The following is a 23,444-nucleotide window of genomic DNA, read 5'->3' on the forward strand; positions in this document are numbered from 1 at the left end:
GCACCATGGCCACCGCGACCGCATGGTCGAGGATCTCCACGGGCCCGGTACGGGCCGCGCGCCGGGCGTCGTACGCCTGCAGTTCGAACGCGTACGACGTGCAGTCGGAGACGCTCTACCCGAGGGCGCTGAAGAGCGTGCCGAGCTCCTGCCGGCCGTTGGTGTTGCGCCATGCCCCCAGGACGCTCACGGGCTCGCTCTGTGACCGGAGTGCCCGGCGGGTGGCCAGGTCGCCGTTGTGCAGCGCACGCTCCGCCTCGTACAGGGCGGTCCTGACCCACGTGAGGAACTCGGCACGGTCACTCATGCCGTTCATCATCCTCGGTCAGCCGGCGGAGGCGAGCTCGCCACTCAGGGTCTTGTGCAGGCGGGCGCTGGGCTCGTTCAGTCCCGTGATCTCGACGCTCTTGCCGCGCTGCGCGTACCGGTGCTCGATCGCGTCCAGTGCGGCAACCGATGAGGCGTCCCAGATGTGCGCTGCGGACAGGTCGATGACGACCTTGTCGGGGTCGCCGGTGTAGTCGAAGCGGCCGACGAGCTCGTTGGAGGAGGCGAAGAACAGCTCACCGGTGACGGCGTAGACGACCTGCCCGCCGTCGGGGTCCGTGACCGCCGTGACGTCGGCGAGCCTGGCGACACGCTTGGCGAAGATGACCATGGCGGTGACGGATCCCGCGACGACGCCGACGGCGAGGTTGTGCGTGGCGACGACGCAGGCCACGGTGAGGGCCATGACGGTGATCTCGCCCGCGGGCAGCCGCTTGAGTGTCTTCGGCGCTATCGAGTGCCAGTCGAAGGTCGCGAAGCAGACCATGATCATGACCGCGACCAGCGCGGCCATCGGGATGTCGGACACGACCGGCCCGAAGGCGATGCACAGCACCATCAGAAACGCGCCCGCCAGGAAGGTGGAGAGCCGGGTCCGGGCGCCGGAGACCTTCACATTGATCATGGTCTGGCCGATCATCGCGCAGCCGCCCATGCCGCCGAGGAAGCCGGTGACGATGTTCGCGATGCCCTGCCCGACGGACTCCCGGGTCTTCGACGAGGGGGTGTCGGTGATCTCGTCGACCAGCTTCGCCGTCATCAGGGACTCCATCAGCCCGACGAGTGCCATGGCGAAGGCGTACGGAGCGATGGTGGTGAGGGTGTCGAGGGTGAACGGCACGTCGGGCAGTCCGGGCACCGGCAGCGAGGACGGCAGTGCACCCTTGTCGCCGACGGTCGGAACGGCGATGCCGGCGGCCACGGTGATCACCGTCAGGATCACGATCGAGACCAGCGGGGCGGGGACAGCGGTGGTGATCCTCGGGAACAGCACCATGAGCGCCAGACCGGCCGCGAGCAGCGGGTACACGGCCCACGGCACGTCCCGCAGCTCCTTCACCTGGGCCATGAAGACCAGGATGGCGAGCGAGTTGACGAAGCCGACCATCACCGAGCGCGGGATGAACCGCAGCAGCTTCCCCACCCCCAGCGCGCCGAGGACGATCTGGAACATCCCGGCCAGGATGACCGCGGCCACCAGGTACCCGAACCCGTGCTCCCGGTTCAGCGGTGCGATGACCAGGGCCACCGCCCCGGTGGCAGCGGAGATCATCGCGGGCCGGCCGCCGACGACGGCGATGGTCACGGCCATGGTGAAGGAGGCGAACAGGCCGATCGCCGGATCCACCCCGGCGATGATCGAGAACGAGATCGCCTCCGGGATCAGCGCCAGTGCGACCACGAGCCCGGCCAGTACCTCGGTGCGCAGCACCTTGGGCGACAGCCAGGACGGCCGGACGCCACGCAGCCGCGCGGATATGGAGACGGCAGAGTGAGGCAAGGGGAGCAGACCTGTCAGGCGGGCACACCGCCAATCGGCAGGCGGACGTACGGAGGGACGGAGCGACCCTCCAAGGTACCGTGCGGCCTCACGGCGCCGAGCACAGGAACGGGACGCGCTGAACGGCGTTGTCGGCGAGGCCTGCGGCGCGACGCACGCCGAGGGCTGTCAACGGGACACTGCGATGCCGAGGGAGTCGGCGGCCAGGGACTTCGGGGCGCCCTTCGTCCGCGAAGGGCAGCGACTGGCCGTCGAGGCCCGAGCGCTCGACCGGGGTGGTGGTCGCAGCGAGACGCTTGGCGGCCAGCTTCCAGCCGACGTCCGAGGGATCGCCGGCGGCCACCCGGGTGACGGCCGGCGGGTAGAAGGGGACGTTGTGCCCGGAGCCGAACCCGATCTCCAGCACTTCGCCTTCCAGGCCCTGGCAGACCCGGCGCCGCAGAGCCTCGGCCTCGCCCATGCCGCATGCGAGGTTGAGGATCCGCGGGACTATGTGCTCGGCGTAGAAACCCATGACCGCCTCCGGCGCGCACGAAGAGTCTGGCACCGCGCCAGGGGCGATGCGAGCCGCGGGCAGATGTGGGGTATCGCGTTCAGGCCGGCCTCAAGGGCAGGTCCAGCCGCCTGCGGTTGGCCGGCGAGTCCTCGTGGACCCTCCACTCGGCGAGCCGGTTCCCTGTGGCCCTGGCCGTCCACAGCACCGGGCCCGCGAGCGCGGGCTCCGTACACACCGAGTGCCCCTCGATCGTCACCAGGTCTCCCTCGGACCGCAGGGACGTGAAGACGTTGCGGTAGTCGGGGAAGGCGGCGAAGAACCCCCGCCACGCCTCGAGGCAGGCCTGTCTGCCTCCGGTCCTGCTGCCGGCCGAGTCGACGAAGACATGATCCTCGGACATCAGCAGGGCGAGGCCGTCCACGTCCTGCGCGTTGATGCAGTCGTTGAAGCGGACAACGACGTCCACAGGGCCACCACTTGCTGCACCGTCCACCACGCCAGGTTACGGCCCTGGCTGTGCGCGGAGCAGTTACACCAGCACCCCGGCGAAGAACATCGCCCCCAAAAGGGCGTACTGGATCGAGCAAAAGGCCAACAGCGGTACCTGGACCCATCGGGACATGTGCTTGACCAAGATGAGCCCGACAAACATTTGCGCATGGTTGCGATACCACGACATTTCCGCGCCGGCGAAGAACGGCAACAGGAAGATGGCCACCGTCAGAATCAAGGCGGCCCACTCCTCGGCGCCGAGCCGGCGGTTCCGGATGAGCCGAACCATGGCCGTCGCCACTACGAGCAGTAAGAAGGCCGCATTCAGCCAGAGCTGGGTCCTGTGCGCGGTGAGGCTGTGCTCCACCAGCCATGGCAGGTGCCCTTCGGGCCGGTACCAGTCGCTGAACGGGAAATCGTACGCCTTCCTCATCTCGTCGAAGGGCTGACGTAGGACACCTTGCTGGTAACTGGACTTCTGGATGGTCTCGTACGCGTCCCAGTGGCCCGTCGCCTGCCACATCAGCCATGTGGCCCACAGGACGCCGCAGCTGGCGATGGCCGCTGACGCCCCGCCCTTCGCGAGCCGTACAGGCCACGTGTCTCGCTGCCATGCGAAGAACGCGCTCAACAGCAGCATGCCGACGGCGACCGCACCGACCGGATGGCAGGAGGCCGCCACGAAACCACCGGCAGCGGCAATGCCCCAGGAGCCGCGTTTCACTCCGGCGATACAGACGAGCAACGCCAGCGTTCCGGTGGCGATCGGAAACAACGCATGGAAATAGATACCGCCGGGGAAAACCACGCCAATGGCCAGGGTGAGGCCGGTGGCCCAGGTGAGCCGGACGCCGAGAAGCCACCACAACACCGCGAACATGCCGAACAGGGACGCTTCGGTGACGACAACAGCGGATATCTCGTAGGAGAGGCCGGTGGCGGAAACCGCCCGGACCGACATCGGATATCCGGGAAACCAGGCGACATTTCCGCACATGACATCGGGAAAGTTCGCGTAGCGATCCCGGCACCGAAACATCTCGTAGCCGGTCTTGGCGATGGACAGATAGTGTTCGGAATCCCAGCGGCGACGACCGTTTGTGGACCAATACGCCACTTTGGATCCATCGCCGGAAACAGAAGCTTTCGCGATCAGCCAGGTGATGAGGTTGGTCATCAGCCATGCGACGACCGGAGGCAGCAGACTGCGCAGGCAATCGCGGCGCGATGGCCGGATCCGCGCGGACAGGGGGAAACCGATCATCAGGCGTCGGCCTCACGCGTAGGGGCGGCGGCCAGGACGACGTCCTGTTCGGCGGGCGCGGCGAGGGCGACGGCATGCAGCTCGGTCGCGGCGTTGCCGTGGGCCATGAGCCGGCCACCCAGCCGGCCGAGCAGCCCGCTGGGCCGGCCGAACCCTCTGGTCAGGAGGCGCTGAGTGATGCTCTCCACGCCGCCATGGAACCACGGGCGGAACCCGGTCACCTGACGGCTGCCCGCCGGATGGCGTCGAGGGTGCGTGTCACATCGTCGTCGGTCGTCGACCAGTTGCTCACCGAGATCCGCATGACGCGACGACCGTGCCAGGTGGAGCCACTGATCCACGCCGTACCGTCGTCGAGCAGCCGAGTGAGCACCCGCTCCGTGCGTTCGTCGCCGCCGAACTCGGCGCAGACCTGAGTGAACACCACGTCGTTGAGGACGGTCGCTCCTTCGATCTCGGCGATGCCGGCGGCGAAAGCGGAGGCGTGTCGGCACAGCCGCTCCACGAGGTCGGCCACACCCGATCGGCCGAGGGACCTGAGCGCGGCCCACACGGTGAAGGCTCTGCCGCGCCGGGAGAGCTCGGGCACCTTGTCGATGGGGTCGCCGTGCTCGTCCTGGATGAGGTAATCGCCGCGCAGGCCCATGGCTGCCCGGAGCGCGGACGGGTCGCGCACGATGGCGAGCCCGCAGTCGTAGGGGACGTTCAGGGTCTTGTGGGCGTCCGTTGCCCACGAGTCGGCGTATGTGCAGCCCGCGGTCAGGTGTGCGTACGTCGGAGAGGCGGCTGCCCACAGTCCGAAGGCGCCGTCGATGTGCACCCATGCGTCCGCCTCGCGAGCGGCACGGATCGTTTCGACGAAGGGGTCGAAGGCGCCGGAGTGGATGTCTCCGGCCTGGAGGATCACGATCGTGGGGCTCTGCCCGCCGCCCGCCAGGGTGCGCCGCAGGGCCTCGGGCTCGATGCGTCCCTGATCGTCCGCCTTCACCAGTTCCGGACTGCCGAGCCCGAGATAGCGCAGCGCCAGGTCTATGGCCATGTGCCGGTCCTCGCCGGCTATCGCGCGTACGGGCGGCCCACCTGCGAGCCCGTCGCGGGCGATGTTCCAGCCGGTGCGGCGCAGTACCGCGTCGCGCCCGGCGGCGAGACAGGTGAAGTTCGCCATCGTGGCACCCGTGGTGAAGCCGACGGCGCTGGCGCTCGGCAGGCCGAGCAGATCGAGCAACCACCTGCCGGCTACGTCCTCCACCGCCGCGTACGCGGGCGAGGCGGCGCGCATCACGCAGTTCTGGTCCCAGGCACTGACCAGCCAGTCTGCGGCCAGCGCAGCCGGTTCGGTGCCCCCGACCACGAAGCCGTAGAAACGGCCACTGGGGAAAGCGGTGAGCCCCGGGTCACAGGCCGTGGCCAGCAGGTCGACGACGTCGGTCGGCATGCTCGGCCCGTCGGGCAGCTCGGCACCGAGCGCACGCACGATCTCGTCGACCGAAGCGCGGGCGGGGACCCGGCGGTCGGCCAGGCTCGCCAACCAGCGGGCGGCATGGCCGTACGCTCGTCGGAGCGCCCTCTCGCGCGCATCCATACCTCGGACTATGGGACCGCCGCCGCGGCCCCGCAAGCCACGCCCCACTCGGCCGGCACACCTGCACCATCGCTCCGTACGGCCGCGGACCAGGCCGTCTCACAGGGCTGTGCGGGTGGATGGGCCGGCAGTGGGCAGGCGGGTGCGTGGCGGTCGCGCCATGTTCCCCTCGGACTGGCTGCTGGAACCCGGAGAACGCGGAAACCCCGCCACCCGGCTGGAAAAGCGCTGGGCGGACGGTATCGCCTGGTCCGAGGGCAACGACGCGCGGCCCCTGGTCCACGGAGCGGCGTACTTCGCCGAGCTCGTCGACCGGAGCCGTGATCCGCGGCCGCCGCACGATCCGGGCGGACTGGGGGACGGCGCCCGGCGCATCGCCCGGGAGCTGCGGCTGGAGCTGATGCGCGAACACCTCGACGCGCAGGACGGGGCAGAGCCGGGGCTGTGCGATCCGGGGACTGCATTCGATGCGTTCAGGGGGGCCGCCTCGGCACTGGACGCGTGGCTCGCGGGCGGCCGTCGTGGGCCGCGCCCTGTGGGCAGACTGCGCCGCCATGTCCCGCCGGACCTGCCGACCGCCCGACGCCTCCTTGCGACGCCACTGCACCGTGCCCTGAGCGACCCGAACGGACACCCCCTCAGGATGCGCCGCCGCAACAGCCTCTGACGGGGAAGGGGTGGAGGGAGGCCTTCAGAGCGAGCGCCCGTCGCGGCGCAGCCTGGCGGGCGTGGTGCCGTACCAGCGTTGGACCGCCCGCCGCAGGGCGCGGGCGTCGGCGTAGCCGCTTCGGGCGGCTATCGCGTCGATGCCGAGGTCGGTGTCGTGGAGCAGGCGCGTGATGTGGGCCCGCCGCACGGCCTCGACCTCGTTGCTCCAGGTGGTGCCGTGTTCGTCGAGGCGGCGCTGGAGGGTTCTCGTACTGACGGCCATGCGGCGTGCCACCGCGGGCAGCGTCGGAGTGGTGGCCTCGTCGTGGACGGAGGCCAGGGCGGTGCGGAAGAGGTCCAGCCAGTCGTGCAGCGGGATCGCGCCGGCGAGGGTCTGCTCGGCGTGTCTTCGAAGCACGGTCGACAGGCCGGGCTGGGCGTGTGGCGTCGGCGCGGTCAAGTCGGAGGCGAGGAAGGTGATCGAGCTGACCGGCGCCTCGAACTCGATGGCGCGGGTACCGTACAGCCCGGTCAGGGCCTCGTGCCGACGGGGTGCTTCGGCGGCCAGGGTGACACGGAGGGGAACGAGGCGGCGCTGTGCGGCTTCGCTCAGACGCCGTTGGTACAGGCCGAGGGCGTAGGCGCGGATGGCGCAGGCCGCCTCGTACGTCAGATCGGCCTCGTTGACGTGGCTGATGGTGATCTGCTCGCCGTCCTCGACGATCCGCAGGTTGTCCGTTCCGGTGTCGGCGACGGTGGCGAAGTACGCCGAGGCGTCTCGGATCCCTTCGACCGGTGTGGGCGCGGAGGTGATCAGGTAGTCCCAGACCCCGAGGGCGCCGATGTCCGACTGCTCGGCCAGCACCAAGGCCAACTCGGTCCAGGAAGCGTGGACGGTCGTCAGTTCCGCGATACGGATGCTCGTGGCCGCGGGGGTTCGGCACAGGTCGTCGTTGAGGTGCTCAGGCGCCACGCCCAGCAGATGCGCGTACCCGTCCCGGGGTATGCCGAGCCGACGAGCGGCATTGACGCTCAGACGGGTGAGGGCCGAGGAGGTCGTCCCCTGGTGCGCATGCAAGATCACAGCGGATGAGCATAGACCAGCAGGAATTACCAGGTCATCGCCGTGGCACGGCGCCTGATGTCCCCATCACGGCGTGGAGAGTCCCCCTTGGCGCGCACGGTCCCCTCGCTGGCGTGCGCTGCCCTGTGCCGGGCAGAGTCCGCCGCCATAGCGTGGTGATCGTTCTCGGGAGGCAGAGGGACGAGATCGGCGTGACGCGGGATGGCCCCTCTTGGCGCACTGCCCCGTACGGGGGTCGGGTCAGTGCGCCATCTGTCGATCACCTCGCGACGCCTTGCCGCCCGGCTCAGGGGCGCGCCGTGGGGCGGGTGATCGGGCCGACGTCGACGCCCAGGTCGGCGCGCATCACGGCGCGGAGGTCCTGCCCGCGGCTCCAGAGTTCCTGCAGCTCGTCGTGTATCTCCTGGAAGGAGCCGCCCGGCACCGGGTGGCCCTCCTCCAGCCGCATCGTCCGTCCGTACAGTTCGGACAGCGCGGTGGTCATGACATCCAGCTCGTCCATCACCGCGGTGGAGGCGATCATCTGCGCCTCGGCGAAGGCGGCGTGGTGGGCATGCCGGGCGGCCTCCATCGCCTGCCGGCCCTCCGGCGTGACCTCCCCCTTCTGCACCAGCCACAGGAAGTTCATCAGCTCGACCCGGTGGCGGCGGTACGCGGCGTTGGCGGCCACGTAGCAGTCGCGCCGCCGCTCCTCCTCGGCGATCTGCCGCTCATGGAGCCGTACGGCGCGGTCCGTCCGCTGCTGGCGGTCGAACTGCTCTGCCTGGGCACGGGCCGTCAGACGCTGGGACAGGACGGGCGCGAGGAGCGTGCCGACCACGCCGACGGTGGCGGCGGCCAACGCGACCAGAGTTGTGCCCACAATGCCTCCACGTGACCCGGGACGGTTCCGCACGACCCTAATGGCCCGTGGACCGGAGCTCAGACGGACCGCAGAGCTGCCTGTACGGGAGTGCCCGGTGGCGGCCACTGCCGCCGGGAGGGGACCACGGCCCGCAGGATTCGGAAGGCGTGGCGGCGCAGAAAATCGTCCGGCGAGCGGAACTCGGCGATGAACGCGGCGGTCGACCTGCTGATGGAGCCCTTGGCCTCGGCGGTCGCCTGAGGATCCAGGAGCCTGTCGCAGTTGAACCATGCCATGCCCCGCGCGACCCGGATCCCGTAACTCGTGAACAGCTCGTCGTCGCCGGTGAACAAGCGGTCCAGCGAATGCAGTCGACGGCAGTACCGGGCGGAGATCTCGTCCTGGACCACGTCGACGGAGGAGGCCAGGAGGTCGTTCATCCGGTGGAAGTCGGCGATGTGGTCGCGGAGTTCCCCTTGGCCCGCCCGGGCCAGGGCCTGGAGCGCCAGCGGCAGGTCGTACGACATGTGCGCCATCATCGAGAACAGCACCTCCTCCAGGACGTAGGAGTGCCGTACGGTCGAGGCGGCGTACACGTCCCGCCAGGGTTTCGGGATGCTCTCCGGCATGTCGGCGGAGCGGACTTCCCCGCGGGGGCGGGAGCCGGGGCCCAGCCAGGTGTCGATGGCGTCCATCGCCGTGAAGTAAGCCGCGGCGAGGGAGACGGAGAGCTCGGCGACCCACTCCGGCGCCTTGAACGCCGGCCCGTCGGTCCGCAGGCTCGCGGCGAGGTCCGAGGACAGGCGGAAGTACGTGTACGCGAACACCGCGCGGGGATCCCGCGCGGCGTCGTACCGCATGACGCGGGCGGTCAGTTCTCCGACGACCCCGAGAACCTTGTCGGCGGCAACAGCCGTGGCGTCCTCCGTCATGAGATCCGGCGGGCGCTCTCCGTCGCCTTCGCCCAGTCGCACACGAGTTCGCCCGCGAGGCTCTGCCGATCGGCCCCCACCTCGTACGTCGCGGTCCAGGGGCTCCCCAGCAGTGGCATGTGGTAGGTGGAGCCCAGGCCCGAAGGCCGGATCTCCGCGGGGTAGGTGAACTTCCGCGTCAGGATGGCCGGGACCGGACTGAACTGCTCGTTCGCCTCGACGGTGACACCCCTGCCGTCAGGGGCGAGAACGTACCGCTCCTTCAACAGGTACAGCGTCACGCCGAACTTGGAGACCCTGACCACGTTGTCGGCGACGCCGAACGCGCCCGCGGACGGGCTCGCCACGATGGTCGAATCCAGCCGGGACGGCCCGGTCAGCCGCTGCGTGAGGTCCATGGCGACGACGAGCACCCGGTTCAGCAGCCCGACCCCGCGGGTGTGTCGCAGGCGTCTCCAGGACGTGACCCGGAAGGTGAAGAGCCCCTGCCAGTCGCCGGTCCCCACGTCGAAGTAGTAGACGTGACTGGGGGCGTCTGAGCGGGACGGTGAACCGTCCACATGGTTCGTCACGTTGTGTAGCGTACCGGCCGATACGTGCACGGAGTGTGAGTGGAGGGCGTGTCTTTCCTGGTTCAGCCGCGGTGGTCATCGTGCCGACGGAACATCGCGCGGTACTCCCTTGGCCGCAGGCCGGTGTGTCTGGCAAAGATTCCGCTGAAGGTACCGGGGTCGCGGCACCCGACGTCGGCAGCGATGCCCGCGACGCTCCGATCGGTCGTCTCCAGCAGGTGCCGAGCCCGACGCACCCGGGCCGCTTGCAGGTACGCGAGGGGCGTCCGGCCGGCTTCGTCGCCGATGCGGCGGAGCATGGTCCTCGTCGACGACGCCGGCGGTCTGGAGATCGGCGACGAAGACGCTGCTGCCGTGGCGGAACGCATCGGGCGAGACGGACTGAAGGTTCTCGCCTACCGCTTCGAGAACGACAAGTGGTGCACCGGTCAGCGGTTCGCGGCCTACCGAGCACTGCTCGGCGATGCATTCGACGGCCGCGTCCTGCCGGCCGACGCGGCGAACACGAACCCTCCGCCGTTCTTCCGTGACGTCGTCGGATGCGCCCACAGCGTCGTCACGGCACATCTCGTCGACCAGGACGGTCACCCCACCGTGCAGGCCCGCGACGAGATCATCGCCTTCCTGGCCGACCGGCTCGGGCGGAAATGAATCGCCCAGGCAGCCTGTTGTCCGGGACGTGCCTCATGATCTCGAGCGGTCCGACCGGATCCACCCCCTGCTGGCCAACCGGTTCAGCCCCTACAAGTTCGACCCGTCGGGCCTCGTCGACGACCACGCCCTCGAGCTGCTCCTGGAAGCCGCGAGGTGGTCGCCGTCCGCCGGGAACTCCCAGCCGTGGGCGTTCCTTCCCGTCAGGCCGGGCGAGCCGGACCACGAGCGGGTGCTGCGCCATCTCGCGCCCAGCTCCGCCGGGTGGGCGGGAGACGCAGGTCTGCTCGTCGTTGCGCTCACCCGCCGCCATGTCGACGGCTCCCGGATCGTCTACTCCGAGTTCGCCGACTACGACCTCGGACAGGCCGTTGCCCACCTGAGTATCCAGGCCCAGGCCATGGGACTGGCATCCCACCAGTTCCGGGCCTTCGATCTCGACGCCCTCGCCGGGGAACTTCGGCCGAACCCCGGCTGGTCGATCGTTTCCATGATCGCGGTCGGCCAGGCGGCCGACGAACCTCCCGTGGTGCGGGAGCGACGCAGCACTGCCGACCTCCGCGCCGCGCCCTGGCAGCCCGTAGGCGATGTCTAGTGCCGCGTCAGGCGACGTTCGCCCCGTCGCGACGCCCGGCACGCACTCTCGCCCCCCGGCCGAAAGCTCAAGTACGTCCAGTACAAGCGTGCCGCTCCGCCTTGCGATGCACCGCACCGGACGACGCGAAAACGCACGCCACTTCCCCGAGGCCGCTTAGAAGGCCGAGTGGGCGAACCAGTGGGTGAGCAGGTCCGGGTCGCCGAGCTCGTGGAAGGCGTCGCTCCGGCGGTCCAGGCGGCCGTAGAGGAGCAGGAGCAGGTCCGCAGCCGACCCGCGCACCGTGGCGTCCGCCGTACGGGGTCCGGCGCTGTCGGCCACGAGCGCGAAGCGGTCGGGCAGCAGGCCGACCAGCCAGTCGCCTTCGCCGTCCGTGCAGCTGAAGCGAATGGTCCGGTCCGGGGCGCGCAGTTGGCCGGTCAGCGGCGCGAAGGAGGATGCGAACGGCAGGTTGGTGAGGAACTCGTCAATGCCGTCGACCGCCAGTACGCGGTCGATGTACGGGGAGATGCCGAGTGCGAGTTCCGCGTCGGCGCGGTGGACGAGGGTCTCGAAGAGCATGCGCCGGACCCAGAACCGGGCGTGCTGGTCGACTCCCCAGGCCCACATCGGTGCGTCCAGGTCGGTTGCGGCGAACACCTCCGCCGCCTCCGCGGCGCTCGCGGCCAGCCAGTCCGGGAGGCCCTCGGGGTGTTCCGGCAGGCGCAGGTCCACCTCACGGCTGGTCGGCGGCTGCTGGATGCGCCGGCGAAGCAGCTCGGTGAACCAGCGGTGCACGCTGCCGACGTGTTGCGTGAGGTCGGCGAGAGTCCAGCCGGGGCAGGTCGGCACCGGGGTGGAGAGGTCGGCGGCCTTGACCGCGGCGACGAATCGGGCGGTCTCGGCTGCGACGGCCGCTCCGTGCTGGGCGGGGTTCATGTCCGGCCTTCCTCTGATGGTGCGCCCCGGGTGGCGAGAATGCTTAAGGAACTAGATGATTGATACCCTTAAGTAATGGTGAAGGTATTTCGCAAGCGCTGAGGATGTCAACTTCAGGCTGCACCGATCTGAGAGACGAAGAATCAATGACGCTGAAAGAAGGCCAGCGGGTGAAACTGGCCGCGGACACCAGGCTGACCGATTGGGTTGCGATGACGGGGGAGCCCACGACGTCGCCGGAGGCCGTCGCCGGGTCCGTGTATCTGGCAGCAGGCACCGAGGGCACCGTCGAGCGGGTTGTCGAGCACCACCATCAGAGTCACGAGGCTCGCGAGTACGAGCGGCTCAAGTCGCTTCTCGACACCTTCGGCCACGAAATGCCCACGGAAAGCAGGCGGCAGCTCGAAGAGCAGGTCGGCGCCCTGCAACCCGAGTGGATCGCGTACGAGGAGCAGAGGCACCGCGTGACCGTCCGCGTCCGCCTCGACCTCGGGTTCATCCTCGACGACACCCGCGAAGACGTCTTCACGCCCGCCTGACCAACCCCGCCCGCATCGCACCGCCGTGGGCGTCCACTTCACGCAACCCGTGTCGATGCCGGAGCAGTTGTGAGACGCTCGCGGGGTGAGTGATGTCAGGTGCACGTACTGCGGGACCGTCGGCCTCGAGCCCGGATTCGTCGAGGACACCGGCGAAGGGTCGCGAGGCTACGCCCGTTGGATCGTAGGGCCGTTGGAGCGTGGCCTGTTCGGCGGCGCGAAGCGGTTGGGGCGGCCCCGCCGCCAGATCGATGCCTACCGCTGCCCGAAGTGCGGCCACCTGGAACTCTTCGCCACCCAGCCCGTCTGATGGCCGAGCCCACTTCGTGACGACTTCCGGACCGGTCAGGCCATACGGTTGCCGAGAGCCGTCACGGCGGCGACCATCCGGTCCCAGAACAGGCCGGTTTCCAGGGTGAGCGCCACCTGCGCGTTCACCGGTCGGTCCATGTACCGGTGCAGATCCACGACGGTGGCGCCCCGTGTGTACCGGCCCTGCAGCTCGACGACGACGTTCGCATCCACGCAGTGCACGATGCCCGGATCGATCACCCGGGCGACCGCGACCGGATCGTGCAACGGCGGGTCCTGGAACCCCCACAGCGTGCGGTAGGTGGACGCGAAGAACGTCAGCAGCTCGGCGCAGACCTGCCCCAGGTCGGTGCCCAGGAGCTCGAAACGGGCGACGATCTCGGGCGTGGCGAGCGCTTGGTGCGTGACGTTCAGGCCGCACATGGTGAGCGGAACACCGCTGCGGAAGACGATGTCCGCGGCTTCCGGGTCTGCCTGGATGTTGAACTCGGCGGCCGGGGTCCGGTTGCCCCGCTCCGTCGAGCCGCCCATGAGGACGATCTCCCGGATGCGGGAGGCAACATCGGGATGGCGGGTCAGCAGCAGGGCGATGTTGGTCAACGGCGCCGTCGGGACGAGAGTGACCGGCTCCGGGTGCCGGGTCAGGATCCGGTACATGAGGTCCACCGCGTGCTCGGCGACCACGTCCACGGTGGGTTCGGGGAAGCTTGGCCCGTCGAGACCGGACACGCCGTGCACGTCGTCCGCCACGTTCAGCGTCTGGACCAGCGGCCGGGCGCAGCCGGCTGCGATGGGCACATCGGTGATGCCCGCGACCGTGCAGACCCGGCGCGCGTTCAGCGTGGTTTTCGCGAGCGTCTGATTGCCTGCGACCGTGGTGATGGCCAGCAGGTCGACTGCGGGGTCACCCGCCGCAAGCATGATCGCGAGGGCGTCGTCGTGTCCGGGGTCGCAGTCGATGATGATCGGTACGGGCACACGCTCTCCTGCCGGGCGGCGCTGACCCGGCCCATTGTGCCGCTCCGGCACCCCCGTGGCCAGGAGGCTTTCGGACCGGCTGCGCGGAATTCCTGGTCGACGCATCCGGTCGGCCCGCTCACCGTGCCGTCCCTACGAGCCGAATTCGCGGCGGGGCGGCTGTGGTGCATGATCGGGGGATGTCTGATCGCATCATTGCCGCCTGCGACGGCGCGGCCAAGGGGAACCCCGGACCGGCCGGCTGGGCGTGGGTCGTCGCCGACACACTGGGCCGACCGGAGCGCTGGGAGGCCGGCCCGCTGGGCCGGGCCACCAACAACGTGGGTGAGCTCACCGCCCTCCAGCGGCTGCTGGAGTCCCTGGCCCCGGGGACCGCAGTCGAGGTCCGTATGGACTCCCAGTACGCCATGAAGGCGGTCACCCAATGGCTCCCGGCCTGGAAGCGCAACGGGTGGAAGACCGCGGCGGGCAAACCCGTGGCCAACCGGGAGCTCGTCGAGCAGATCGACGCGCTGCTGGCCGAGCGGGATGTGGAATTCCGCTATGTTCCGGCCCACCGTGAGGACGGCGACCACTTGAATGCGATCGCCGACCAGGCCGCCAGTGACGCCGCCGTCACCCAGCAGGCGGCCGGCACGGCACTCGGCAGCGCGTCGATGCCCGTGCCCGCTCCAGCCCGCACGTCCGCGTCGCGCTCAAAGCCCGCAGCCGCAGCCGCAGCCGGAGCCGGAGCCAAGAAGTCCACCCGCAGCCGGGGCTCCATCAAGGCGAAGTTCCCCGGCAGCTGCCCCTGCGGAACGTCGTACGCGGTCGGCGACATGATCACCAAGGTCGACAGCCGCTGGGGGCACCCGGGCTGCGCCAGTGCCGTGCAAGCGTAAAGAATTGCCCAAAACGCGCGTCCGCGTGTGCTAGGCAGGCACTCGCCACGTGTCTGTACTGCAGGAATGCAAAGCCGAAACGGCGAGTGCGTAAAGCTGTCGGCGAGCCGACTGGGGGCATCCATAACTCTCAGGAGCGGACATATCGCTCCTTTCGTCGTCCGTGACGGAAGTCATCGCCATTGCTTGACGCGAGCGAGTTTGCACATAGTTGCCGAGTGAAACGAACTTGGCATGGCTCTCCCGCGCGCCCTCCCGGCCCCGCGACCGCCGCCGGCCCCGGCGCGGGCCGGCGCAGATGAAGACCGCGCCCGAGCGGTTGCGCGCCGGCCTGGCCGGCGGGGCGGCCGCCGTCACCCTGCTGTGGGCCGTGCAGGTGCATCCGTCCGCCCGCCCCGACGAACTCATCGGGGCGGCCGCACACCTCACCGGTCTCCTCGCGGGCTACGGGATCCTCGCCATGCTCTTCCTGATGGCGCGCGTGCCCGCGGTCGAGCACGGGGTGGGCGCCGACCGCCTCGCCCGCTGGCACGCCTTCGGCGGCCGGTGGGTTCTGGTCCTGTGCGGCGCCCACGGGCTGTTCGCCCTCGTCGTGTACTCCCTGTGCACCGGGACCGACCTGCTGACCGCCACCGGGGCCCTGTTCCGGTATCCGGCCGTCACCGCCGCGTTCGCGGGAGCCGCCCTGCTGGCAGGTGTGGGCCTGTGCTCTGCCCGGGCCGTCCGCCGCCGGGTCTCGCACGAGGCCTGGCGCGGCATCCACCTCCTCACCTACCTTGCCGCCGCGCTCGGCTTCGTCCACCAGCTCGCCGGCCCCGACGTCGCCGTCACCGCCCTCACCGCCTGGTTCTGGGCCCTGCTGCACACCGTCGTCGGCGTACTGCTCGCCTGGTACCGCGGGATCGTGCCGGTCCGTCAGGCCCTGCGGCACGGGCTGCGCGTCGCCACCGTCGAACGGGAAGGCCCCGGCGTGGTCTCCGTCACCGTCCGAGGAGGCCGGCTCCGTGAACTCCGGGCCGAGCCGGGTCAGTTCTTCCGCTGGCGGTTCCTGACCGGTGGCCTGTGGCACACCGCCCTGCCGTTCTCGCTTTCCGCACCCGCCCGCGACGACCGCCTCCGCATCACCGTGAAGGCGCTCGGCGGGCACTCACGGCGCGTGCGCGGGCTCCGGCCCGGCACCAGAGTCCTTGCGACCGGCCCGTTCGGTGCGCTCACCGAGCGGCGGCGCACCCGCCCCAAGGTATTGCTGATCGCCGGCGGCATCGGGATCACTCCGATGCGCGCCCTCTTCGAGTCCCTGCCCGCGGGCCCCGGCGACCTGACTCTGCTCTACCGGGCGGGTGACGCCGACCAACTGGTCCTGCGCGATGAGCTGGAGGCCATCGCCGCCGACCGACAGGCCGCACTGCACTACCTGGTGGGACGCTCCGACGCCGCATACGACCCGCTCGCGCCCCAAGCCCTGCGTGCGCTCGTTCCCGACCTGTCCGACCGTGACGTCTACCTCTGCGGGCCTCCCGGCATGGCCGATGCGACCACTGCGGCACTGATCAGGGCAGGCGTCCCCTCCGCGCGCATCCACACGGAGTGCTTCACCTACTGAGCGCCCACTGAACCCGCCGGACCTACCGAGGACCCCGATCTGCGATGAACCGGTACCCCGCACCCCAGGAGCCCCTCCAGCGACGCGACACCACACCGCACCCGCGGGCCCGCCGGGTGACCGCCCGGCACCGGAAGCGCCCGCGCTCCAGGTGGCTCGTCGCCGGGCTCACCCTGGCCAGCGTGCTGACCGCCACGGTCATCACGGCGACCGTCGACCCGGCCGCGCCGGCCCCGGCACCGGACGGAAGGCGGAGCCTGCAGTCCGAGCACTGACCGGCTGCTCCATCACCGACACTCAGGGGCTCCCGTTGAGCTCTGCCACGATCGAGGCGGGTGTGTGACCGCTGCCGTCCGACAGCCATCCGCGGCTCCACCGGGCAGCCGGACTCGCGGGGCCGCGTCAGCCCGCCCACTACGTGACCACCTTCGACCGCCGCCGCCGCACCCTGCACCTCACGTACTGCACGGACGGCGACACCCGCCGCCGCGGCCAGGCCCTGCCGGGCCGGCAGCAGCTGTACCGCGATCACGGCCGGCAGCCGCCCGTGGACGAACTGCCCGGCTTCCTCCCGCCGGCTCTGGAGTTCGCCGCCCGCTGCCCCGAGGCAGGCCGTCGGGCCCTGCAGGAACACCGGGCCGCTCTCGAACTGCTCCGCATGGCCCTGGCCGACCACAAGACTCCCTGCGCCGACATCCTGACGGCCGTCTGCCTCACGTTGCCGGGCCCCTCACCGGCCGGCCGCGCAGCCGCCCTGCAGCTGGCACACAGCGGCCCGCCCACCGAGACCGTGGGCCTGCTGCCCTTTCCCGCGCTGCGCCCGCAGGCAGCCCCAGCCGAGGAGATCCGTCGATGAACCACGTGCACACCGCCCTGTGGGGCGTGCTGCCCTACCTCGTCGCCGTCGTGCTCGTCGCCGGTACTGCCTGGCGCCACCACTACGACCGCTTCGGGTTCACCACCCGCTCCGGTCAGCTGCACGAGCACCGGCTGCTGAGCATCGGCGCCCCGCTCTTCCAGTACGGACTGCTCTTCGTGATCGGCGGGCACGTCGTGGGACTGCTCGTCCCCGAATCGCTCACCGAGCGCCTGCACATCCGCGAAGCGAGAGCCGGGCCGACTGCTAGAATGATCGCGTTGGCCTTCGGCGCCGCACCCGACGGGTGTGTGTCCGGAGGCTTTTTTCATGCCTTCCGACCTTTCCAAGCCCGCCGCCCCTCCCGCCACCGGCTACCTCGCCCTTCTCCGCAACAGAGAGTTCGCCGGCCTGTATGCGAGCTTCACCCTGACCGTCGCCGCGAACACCTTGTCGGGCTTTGCGCTCGGCACGCTGGTCCATCGCCGCACCGGATCGCCGTTCCTGACTGCCGTGAGCATGTACGGCGCCACGTTCGCGACGGTGCTCGGCGCCCTGACGCTCATGTCGGTCGCCGACGGGAGCCGACCTCGCCGGACCCTCGTCACGCTCCAGTGCGCCGCGCTGGTGGGCGTTGCCGCGCAGGCGGTGCCAGGGCTGCCGCTGGCCGCCCGGTTCGGCCTTCTCCTGGTACTGGGGTTCTTCCAATCCCTGGGGACCGGAACGCGGATGGGACTGCTCGCCGAAGCCGTGCCGACCGCCACGTATGCGCTGGCACGTTCGCTGATGAACATCACCTCCGGCGGCATGGCCGTCGTCGGCTACGCCGTCGGGGCCGTACTGCTGCGCCACCTGAGCCCGCAGGAGGTCTTCGTCATCGCCGCGGTCCTTGCCGGACTCGGCCTGGGCGTCGTGGCCACGACCGTCAGGGAACGCTCGATCCGGCTGACCCGACGACCCGGACTGCGCCAGACCTGGGCGACGAACATCGCGCTCTTCTCGGACACGGGCCGGCGAGCACTCCTGGTGAACCTGTGGGTCCCGAACGGCCTGATCGTCGGCTGCGAGGCCCTGTTCATCTCGTACGCACCGGATCACGCGGGTGCCTTCCTGGCCGCCGGATCAGCCGGCATGCTCCTCGGAGACCTGGCTGTGGGGCGCATGCTGACCGCCGACCAGCGACGCCGCTATGCCTTCGCCCTGAGACTGCTGCTCGCCGCTCCGTTCGTGCTGTTCGCCGTCCACCCGCCCGTGCCGGTGTTGATGGCCGCGGTGTTCCTTTCCAGCGCAGGGTTCGCCGCCACCCTGCCGCTCCAGGAGCAGCTCCTCGCCTTGACCCCGGATCCGGTCCGCGGCCAGGTCCAGGGCGTCGAGTCCGCCGGCCGGATGACGTGGCAGGGCATCGGAGCCGCGATCGCCGGCGGGCTCGCCCAGCACTTCACCCCCGGTACGGTGATCGCTGCTCTGGCTGCGGTCTCCGTTGCCGTCACCGTCTCTTCCCGGCCCTGCCTGGCCCGTGCCCGCGCTGTCCGCGTCGGCCCGGCCGACCGATCGGCTCCGCCGTCCCGTTAGGGCCGCGTCCTCCCGGGTACGCGCGCAGGGACCGGCGCGCCCCGCCCGGTCGAGGCCGATCGGGAAGGAACCACGGCATGCGACACGCACTGGACATCATCGCCGAACTGACCGCCGATCACCGCGAGGTGGACGGGCTGTTCGTCAGGATCGAGCACACGACCCCGGCGGGCGAGCGGCAGAAGGCGGCCGAACTGCTGACCATCGAACTGGTCCGGCACCAGGTGGCGGAGGAAGAACACCTCTACCCGGCGGTCCGGGAGCATTTCCCGGACGGCGACCTCATTGCGGACAAGGAATTGGCCGACCATGCCCGTGTCGAGAAGCTGCTGAAGGACCTCGAGGGACTGGACGCGGCGGGACCGGAGTTCGACCGGGTGCTCGCCGTGCTGAAGGCGGAGGTCATCGCCCATGTGCACGATGAGGAGGACAACCTGTTTCCCCGGCTCCGTCATGCATGCTCGTCGGAAGTCCTGGACAAGTTGGGCGACAAGGTGCGGCGGGCCAAGAGGTTCGCGCCGACCCGGCCCCACCCCGGCGCCCTCGCCTCGAGGCCGCACCGCAAGCTGCTGTCCGCCGGCACCGGACTGGTCGACCGGGCACGGGACTTCGCCACCGGGCGCGGCGAATAGGCCCCGGACCGAAGCCGTCGGCCGTCGAGGTTCAGCGGCGGAGACCCCCCTTGGTCCTCAGATCCCGGCGACCTTGGCGCTCGCCGACAGCTCGTAGACCAGGGTGACCGTGCGCCGGCCGCCGGGTGGGAGCGCGACGTCCCAGCGGACGATGCCTTCGGCGTTGACCACGTCGGGCGCCGGCGAGCAGGCCTCCTTGCGCAGGCGCACCTCCACCGCCGAGACCTCGGAAACCGGGATCCGCTCCCGGAGGGCGACCACCCGTTCGTCCTGCTCCCCGGGAGCGGAGAACCGGGACAGGTGCAGCTGAACCGTGCGCGTGACCACGGTCCGCTGCGTGATGCCGGCGGTGGCGCGTGACTCCTCGGCATGCCGGACCACCCTGTGGTCGTCGCAGCTGCCGAAGGCGAGCTCGACCGGGGCGCCGGGAGCGGTGAAGTCCAGCGTGCCGCGGCCGCTGAACCCGCTGCTGCGGACCAGGTCCACGGGACCGGCGAGCAGCGCATGGCCGGACAGGTTGGCGAACCGCGCCACCTGGGTCACCAGCGGGGACAGTTCGGGTGAGCAGGCGTACTCGCTGCTCCCGGCCGTGGTGAAGGCAGACACCGGCACACGGTGCGCGCGCCCGTCCCCGGGCACGGAGACCGGTGCGGGGGCGCTCAGCACCCGCGCCTCGCCGCCGTCGTCCACCCCCGGCAGGCCGAGCACCGGCGCCGGACCGAGGTCCCCGATCTCCTCCTCGCGCAGCTCGACGTCGACCGTGCGGCGCTCCGCGGCGGAGCGGTCCTTGAGCGTCAGCCGGTCCTCGCCCAGCCGCGGTGGATCGGTCGCCGACGCCGACCGGGCCGTCGACAACGTCAGCCGTACGTCCAACCAGTCCTCGCCGGTGCGCTGCCAGACCATCGCGTCGGTCTCCAGCGTCAGGGAGTCCCCTTCGAGCACGGCCCGGTAGGCGGGCCGCCACAGCGCACACGGGGTGAGGTGGCTCAGGCGCAGCCCGACCGGTCCGGCGGCCGCGGCCTCCACGGTCAGCTCGACATGGCCGACCAGCTCGGCGGGCTCCTCCTCGGCGAGGGCCATGGCCCGCTGGACCGCCCCGAGTTCGGCATCGAGCATGCCCAGCCGCGACTGTGCGGCGCGGAGTTGCTCACCGCACGCGTCGCGCTCGGCGTCCACCCGGTCCAGTTCCCCGGCCCAGCGCGGCCCTTCGGTCTCCCCGGAGCCGGCGCCTTCGCCGATCTCCCGCAGGAGATCGGCGGCGAGACGGCCGAGCACGTCGAGGCGGGAATGCAGCCGATCGCGGCGCTGCTCCAGGACGAGCCGCTCCTCTTCGAGGGTGTGCACGCTCTGGCTCAGGGCGGAGTCGTCGGTGGACGGCAGCGGCCCGCGCGGTGTCCAGGTGCGGACGATCCGTACGTCGAGCACGGTCGCGGGGTGATCGGCGGTCAGCTCGGCGTGGAGGGTACGGTCGACTGCCAGCGCAGTGACCGGCCCGAGACGCAGCCGCTGGACTCCGGCCTGAAGGTCGAGCACGATGGCACGCTCGATGTGGGCGCGGTCCTCCAGGCAGGTGACGGCGGTGACGGGAAGGGCGATCGGCTTCAGGGCCGTGGACATGGTGTGTCAGCTCCTGCGGTTGCCGTCGACCAAGGCCTTGCCGGCCGGGATGCGGATCTCGTAGCCCCCGTCGAGGGCGGCGGTGGCGCCGGCGGGCAGGTCAACCCGCCAGACGCGGGTGCCCGGTGCATGGTCCTCAGGCCCTGTACCGGCCTCGGGTGTAGTCCAGTCGGCCCGTTCCTCGATCCGGACGTCCGGTTCGGTGGTGACGGGTACCCGTTCGAGGACCTCGACGGTGACGGGCTGCGCGAGCCTGTTGGCCAGCTCCACGTGGACGCGGTGGTCGAGCACGGTGGTGTTGTTGCGCAGGCCCGACGTCGACTCGTGCAGGTTCGTACGACGGGTGACCCGGATGCCCTCGGCCGGCCCGAGCCCGACCCGGCGGACACCACCGGGGGCGAGCGTGGGCAGTGCGGCGGTCAGCAGGAATTCGCCGTCGACGGTGACCTCCACCGGGCCGGCCAGCAGGGCCTGGTCGGTGGCATTGGAGAGCAGCAGCGTCGCGTACACGGTCGGCTCGACGGACGGAACGCAGAGGTACTCGGTACGCAGCCCGACCGGGATCTCACCGACGGTGACAGTGTGCCAGGTGCCGTCCGAGGGGATGTCGGCGCGGGCGGCGGCATCGAAGCGGTGGTCGAAGGAACCTGCCGATCTGCGGGGACGCACGGCGTGCCCGGGCAGCGGCAGCCCGGCCACCGCTTCGGCGCGGCGGCGGTACTCGGCCGCCTCCGGGTCGAAGGGAGAGACGGGGAACAGCCTGCCTCGGCGACGGCCCTGCTCATCGGGGCCGCACAGGACCAGGGCGGCGTAGTTGAGTTCGGCTCCGCTCGGCTGCGGCGGACCGGCCGGAGGCGGCGGAGGCTGCGGTGGCGGGGCCCCTCCGGGAGCCGGCGGAGCCATGGCGGCGGGGGCCGCGCCGAAGCCGCCGCCGCCCGGCCTGCCGGCCGTACGGGACCGGCCCGGCTGCGCGGGGGCGGGCATGGCGGCGCCGAAAACCGCCGGCGCGGCGCCGTCCACACCACCAGGGACCGCGAGCGCGCCGGGCGCCGCGCCGTAGCCCTGCGGCGCCTGGGGCATCGGCACCGACGGCGGTGGGGGCGGTGGTGGTACGGGACCGGATGCGGAACCGACCCGGACAGCCGCAGGTGCCGTGCGCGGGGCCGGCGGGGCCGGGCGGGGGCCGGCCGCCTCGTACCCGGCGAACAGGTCGGCGAGCCCCGCAGGAGGCTCGCGCCAGCCGGACGGCGCAGGGGCGGGCTGACGGCGTCCGATCCGCATCGAGCGGAGCCTCGGCAGGTCGGTGCGGCGCTGCAGGTCGGCGGTGGCCAGGGCGATGCGCACGCCGGTCCAGTCCTCGCCGGTGCGCTGGGCGACCGAGGCGCGCAGGACCAGTCGGCCGGTGCCGTCGCCCTGACGGTGGGTGAGACGGTAGGCGGGCACCCAGACGGCGCCGGGCACGGCGTATTCGAGCTCCAGCTTCAGCTCCGCGTCCGCGTCCGCGTCCGTGTCCGTGTCCGTCTCCGCGTCTCCGATGGCGTCGAGGGTCAGGACCGCGGAGACCGTGGTCTCCACGTGCGCTGACGGTGCGTCGGTGGAGGCGCGGGCGAATGTGTCCGCGGCGACGGCGAGCTCGTGCTCGACGCGGCGCAGTGCTTCCTCCAGCTCGACGAGGCGGGCGTGCAGTTGTGTCAGCCGCTCCTCGACGAAATCGGCGAGCCCCAGCCACGCGTCGACGGGCGTGCGGCGGTGCGGGTCATCGCGCCTGCGGGGCGGCGGAACCGGGTGCAGAGCCCTGACCTCCTCGATCAGACCCAGTTGCCGGTCCCGGCGTCCCTGCGCGGCCGCGCGGTCGTCCCGCAACCGCACGACCTCGCGGCGCAACGTGTCGGGTGCGCCGGTGCCGAGCTGCCCGGCCTCGACCTCCACCCGGGCCTCGGTGACGCGCACCCCGGGGGCGCCCAGGACACGGACCCGCAGCGAACCCGGGTCCAGCGAGCGGGGCAGCCCCGTCACCCGCAGCCGACCGTTCGCAGGCACGCTGCCCCGGACCAGTCGGCGGCAGACCGCGCCCTGCGCGTACACCACGACCGAATCGAGGGTCGAACTCCACGTCTGTGGTGTCTCAGCCGTCATGTACTCCGCCCCCTTGCTGCGCCCGTGCTGAGCGAAGCCTACGCCCGCGCGGTCCGCCCATCGTGTCGAGGCCCGATGCCGGGGACCGTCGTACGGTCAGGCCACACGTGGAGCAGACCCACAAGACCCCTCCCCGAACCGGACGGTGTCCACGGCCTCGTGGTTCCCGACCACGGCAGCCACCTCCACAGTTTGATCGGGTTCACCGTCGTCTCCTAACCTGCTGTTCACCGGCATCCTGCGCCAACTTGCCGTCATGCCGGGCCTGCTCGCCGCCGTGCTCGGCTCCGTCGACCTCGGGCGCGCCGCCCGGAACGGCCGGCTCAACGCGCCGCAGCTGCTGCCCTTCGGCTCACCCCGGTTCAGCCTCGTCGCGGCGCTGCAGCTGATGCTCTACAGCCTCGCCTCCAAG

At 70.9% G+C, this 23,444-nt stretch carries 26 protein-coding genes and 2 pseudogenes; 12 read left to right on the plus strand and 16 right to left on the minus strand.

What is annotated here, in order from left to right:
• Positions 1–115: 115 nt before the first annotated feature.
• The 7 genes from AB0M76_RS30105 to AB0M76_RS30135 all read right to left on the minus strand — a co-directional run bounded on the left by AB0M76_RS30105 (position 116) and on the right by AB0M76_RS30135 (position 5,662).
• Entirely contained in the window at positions 116–307 is a 192-nt protein-coding gene (locus AB0M76_RS30105) for a hypothetical protein (RefSeq protein ID WP_365955878.1), read from the minus strand.
• A gap of 18 nt (positions 308–325) precedes the next feature.
• Positions 326–1,828 carry a SulP family inorganic anion transporter gene (locus tag AB0M76_RS30110; RefSeq protein ID WP_365955879.1) on the minus strand — a complete coding sequence of 501 codons (1,503 nt, stop codon included), beginning with the start codon at positions 1,826–1,828 and terminating at the stop codon, positions 326–328.
• Between the two features lie 88 nt (positions 1,829–1,916).
• Complete coding sequence (locus tag AB0M76_RS30115; protein ID WP_365955880.1) at positions 1,917–2,342, minus strand: hypothetical protein; 426 nt, start codon at positions 2,340–2,342, stop codon at positions 1,917–1,919.
• A 79-nt stretch (positions 2,343–2,421) separates the two neighbouring features.
• Complete coding sequence (locus AB0M76_RS30120; protein WP_365955882.1) at positions 2,422–2,790, minus strand: nuclear transport factor 2 family protein; 369 nt, start codon at positions 2,788–2,790, stop codon at positions 2,422–2,424.
• 63 nt (positions 2,791–2,853) lie between these two features.
• On the minus strand, positions 2,854–4,080 hold the full coding sequence (locus AB0M76_RS30125; protein ID WP_365955883.1) for a hypothetical protein: 1,227 nt from the start codon (positions 4,078–4,080) through the stop codon (positions 2,854–2,856).
• Positions 4,080–4,268, minus strand: a complete 189-nt coding sequence (locus AB0M76_RS30130; protein WP_365955884.1) for a hypothetical protein — start codon at positions 4,266–4,268, stop codon at positions 4,080–4,082. Before AB0M76_RS30130 ends, AB0M76_RS30125 begins: the two co-directional genes overlap by 1 nt.
• Before the next feature lie 29 nt (positions 4,269–4,297).
• Positions 4,298–5,662 (minus strand): pyridoxal-dependent decarboxylase, encoded by a 1,365-nt coding sequence (locus tag AB0M76_RS30135; RefSeq protein ID WP_365955886.1) that lies wholly within the window; start codon positions 5,660–5,662, stop codon positions 4,298–4,300.
• A gap of 160 nt (positions 5,663–5,822) precedes the next feature.
• On the opposite strand from AB0M76_RS30135, the gene AB0M76_RS30140 reads away from it, so the two are divergent.
• On the plus strand, positions 5,823–6,329 hold the full coding sequence (locus tag AB0M76_RS30140) for a hypothetical protein (protein WP_365955887.1): 507 nt from the start codon (positions 5,823–5,825) through the stop codon (positions 6,327–6,329).
• Between the two features lie 24 nt (positions 6,330–6,353).
• On the opposite strand, the gene AB0M76_RS30145 is transcribed toward AB0M76_RS30140, so the two are convergent.
• The 5 genes and pseudogenes from AB0M76_RS30145 to AB0M76_RS30165 all read right to left on the minus strand — a co-directional run.
• Positions 6,354–7,394 (minus strand): helix-turn-helix domain-containing protein, encoded by a 1,041-nt coding sequence (locus tag AB0M76_RS30145; protein WP_365955888.1) that lies wholly within the window; start codon positions 7,392–7,394, stop codon positions 6,354–6,356.
• 286 nt (positions 7,395–7,680) lie between these two features.
• Entirely contained in the window at positions 7,681–8,256 is a 576-nt protein-coding gene (locus AB0M76_RS30150; protein WP_365955889.1) for a hypothetical protein, read from the minus strand.
• 59 nt (positions 8,257–8,315) lie between these two features.
• Positions 8,316–9,170, minus strand: coding sequence for a DUF5995 family protein (locus AB0M76_RS30155; protein WP_365955890.1), 855 nt, complete (start codon positions 9,168–9,170; stop codon positions 8,316–8,318).
• A complete protein-coding gene (locus AB0M76_RS30160) occupies positions 9,167–9,742 on the minus strand; it encodes a hypothetical protein (protein ID WP_365955891.1) in 576 nt (191 codons plus the stop codon). The genes AB0M76_RS30155 and AB0M76_RS30160 overlap by 4 nt, the downstream gene beginning before the upstream one ends.
• Positions 9,743–9,804: 62 nt before the next feature.
• Positions 9,805–10,053, minus strand: a pseudogene (locus AB0M76_RS30165) (helix-turn-helix transcriptional regulator); the annotation flags it as partial.
• Here AB0M76_RS30165 and AB0M76_RS30170 point away from each other — a divergent pair.
• Complete coding sequence (locus AB0M76_RS30170; RefSeq protein WP_365955979.1) at positions 10,040–10,393, plus strand: hypothetical protein; 354 nt, start codon at positions 10,040–10,042, stop codon at positions 10,391–10,393. The pseudogene AB0M76_RS30165 and the gene AB0M76_RS30170 sit on opposite strands and share 14 nt — an antisense overlap.
• Positions 10,394–10,421: 28 nt before the next feature.
• Positions 10,422–10,988 carry a nitroreductase family protein gene (locus tag AB0M76_RS30175; protein WP_365955892.1) on the plus strand — a complete coding sequence of 189 codons (567 nt, stop codon included), beginning with the start codon at positions 10,422–10,424 and terminating at the stop codon, positions 10,986–10,988.
• 156 nt (positions 10,989–11,144) lie between these two features.
• Here the strand turns inward: AB0M76_RS30175 and AB0M76_RS30180 are convergent, their stop codons facing one another.
• On the minus strand, positions 11,145–11,906 hold the full coding sequence (locus AB0M76_RS30180; RefSeq protein WP_365955893.1) for a maleylpyruvate isomerase family mycothiol-dependent enzyme: 762 nt from the start codon (positions 11,904–11,906) through the stop codon (positions 11,145–11,147).
• A 104-nt stretch (positions 11,907–12,010) separates the two neighbouring features.
• Between AB0M76_RS30180 and AB0M76_RS30185 the strand changes: the two genes are divergently transcribed.
• Complete coding sequence (locus AB0M76_RS30185) at positions 12,011–12,445, plus strand: hypothetical protein (protein WP_365955894.1); 435 nt, start codon at positions 12,011–12,013, stop codon at positions 12,443–12,445.
• 85 nt (positions 12,446–12,530) lie between these two features.
• Entirely contained in the window at positions 12,531–12,755 is a 225-nt protein-coding gene (locus AB0M76_RS30190; protein ID WP_365955895.1) for a hypothetical protein, read from the plus strand.
• Positions 12,756–12,790: 35 nt separating this feature from the next.
• On the opposite strand, the gene AB0M76_RS30195 is transcribed toward AB0M76_RS30190, so the two are convergent.
• Complete coding sequence (locus AB0M76_RS30195; protein WP_365955896.1) at positions 12,791–13,735, minus strand: nucleoside hydrolase; 945 nt, start codon at positions 13,733–13,735, stop codon at positions 12,791–12,793.
• Between the two features lie 179 nt (positions 13,736–13,914).
• Between AB0M76_RS30195 and AB0M76_RS30200 the strand changes: the two genes are divergently transcribed.
• The 7 genes and pseudogenes from AB0M76_RS30200 to AB0M76_RS30230 all read left to right on the plus strand — a co-directional run bounded on the left by AB0M76_RS30200 (position 13,915) and on the right by AB0M76_RS30230 (position 19,279).
• Complete coding sequence (locus tag AB0M76_RS30200; RefSeq protein ID WP_365955897.1) at positions 13,915–14,616, plus strand: ribonuclease H; 702 nt, start codon at positions 13,915–13,917, stop codon at positions 14,614–14,616.
• A 229-nt stretch (positions 14,617–14,845) separates the two neighbouring features.
• The gene (locus AB0M76_RS30205) at positions 14,846–16,219 is read left to right on the plus strand and encodes a ferric reductase-like transmembrane domain-containing protein (RefSeq protein WP_365955898.1); all 1,374 of its coding nucleotides are present in this window, start codon (positions 14,846–14,848) and stop codon (positions 16,217–16,219) included.
• 44 nt (positions 16,220–16,263) lie between these two features.
• Positions 16,264–16,494, plus strand: coding sequence for a hypothetical protein (locus tag AB0M76_RS30210; protein ID WP_365955899.1), 231 nt, complete (start codon positions 16,264–16,266; stop codon positions 16,492–16,494).
• Positions 16,495–16,565: 71 nt separating this feature from the next.
• Entirely contained in the window at positions 16,566–17,075 is a 510-nt protein-coding gene (gene narJ, locus AB0M76_RS30215) for a nitrate reductase molybdenum cofactor assembly chaperone (protein WP_365955977.1), read from the plus strand.
• A pseudogene (locus AB0M76_RS30220) lies at positions 17,072–17,362 on the plus strand (respiratory nitrate reductase subunit gamma); the annotation flags it as partial. The gene narJ and the pseudogene AB0M76_RS30220, both read left to right, overlap by 4 nt.
• A gap of 43 nt (positions 17,363–17,405) precedes the next feature.
• Entirely contained in the window at positions 17,406–18,647 is a 1,242-nt protein-coding gene (locus AB0M76_RS30225; RefSeq protein ID WP_365955900.1) for a hypothetical protein, read from the plus strand.
• A gap of 77 nt (positions 18,648–18,724) precedes the next feature.
• Complete coding sequence (locus tag AB0M76_RS30230; RefSeq protein WP_365955978.1) at positions 18,725–19,279, plus strand: hemerythrin domain-containing protein; 555 nt, start codon at positions 18,725–18,727, stop codon at positions 19,277–19,279.
• 57 nt (positions 19,280–19,336) lie between these two features.
• On the opposite strand, the gene AB0M76_RS30235 is transcribed toward AB0M76_RS30230, so the two are convergent.
• Positions 19,337–20,896 (minus strand): DUF4139 domain-containing protein, encoded by a 1,560-nt coding sequence (locus tag AB0M76_RS30235; RefSeq protein ID WP_365955901.1) that lies wholly within the window; start codon positions 20,894–20,896, stop codon positions 19,337–19,339.
• A gap of 6 nt (positions 20,897–20,902) precedes the next feature.
• On the minus strand, positions 20,903–23,032 hold the full coding sequence (locus tag AB0M76_RS30240) for a DUF4139 domain-containing protein (RefSeq protein WP_365955902.1): 2,130 nt from the start codon (positions 23,030–23,032) through the stop codon (positions 20,903–20,905).
• Positions 23,033–23,444: the final 412 nt, after the last annotated feature.

It is taken from the genome of Streptomyces sp. NPDC051364 (assembly GCF_040682115.1).
Classification (GTDB): Bacteria; Actinomycetota; Actinomycetes; order Streptomycetales; family Streptomycetaceae; genus Streptomyces.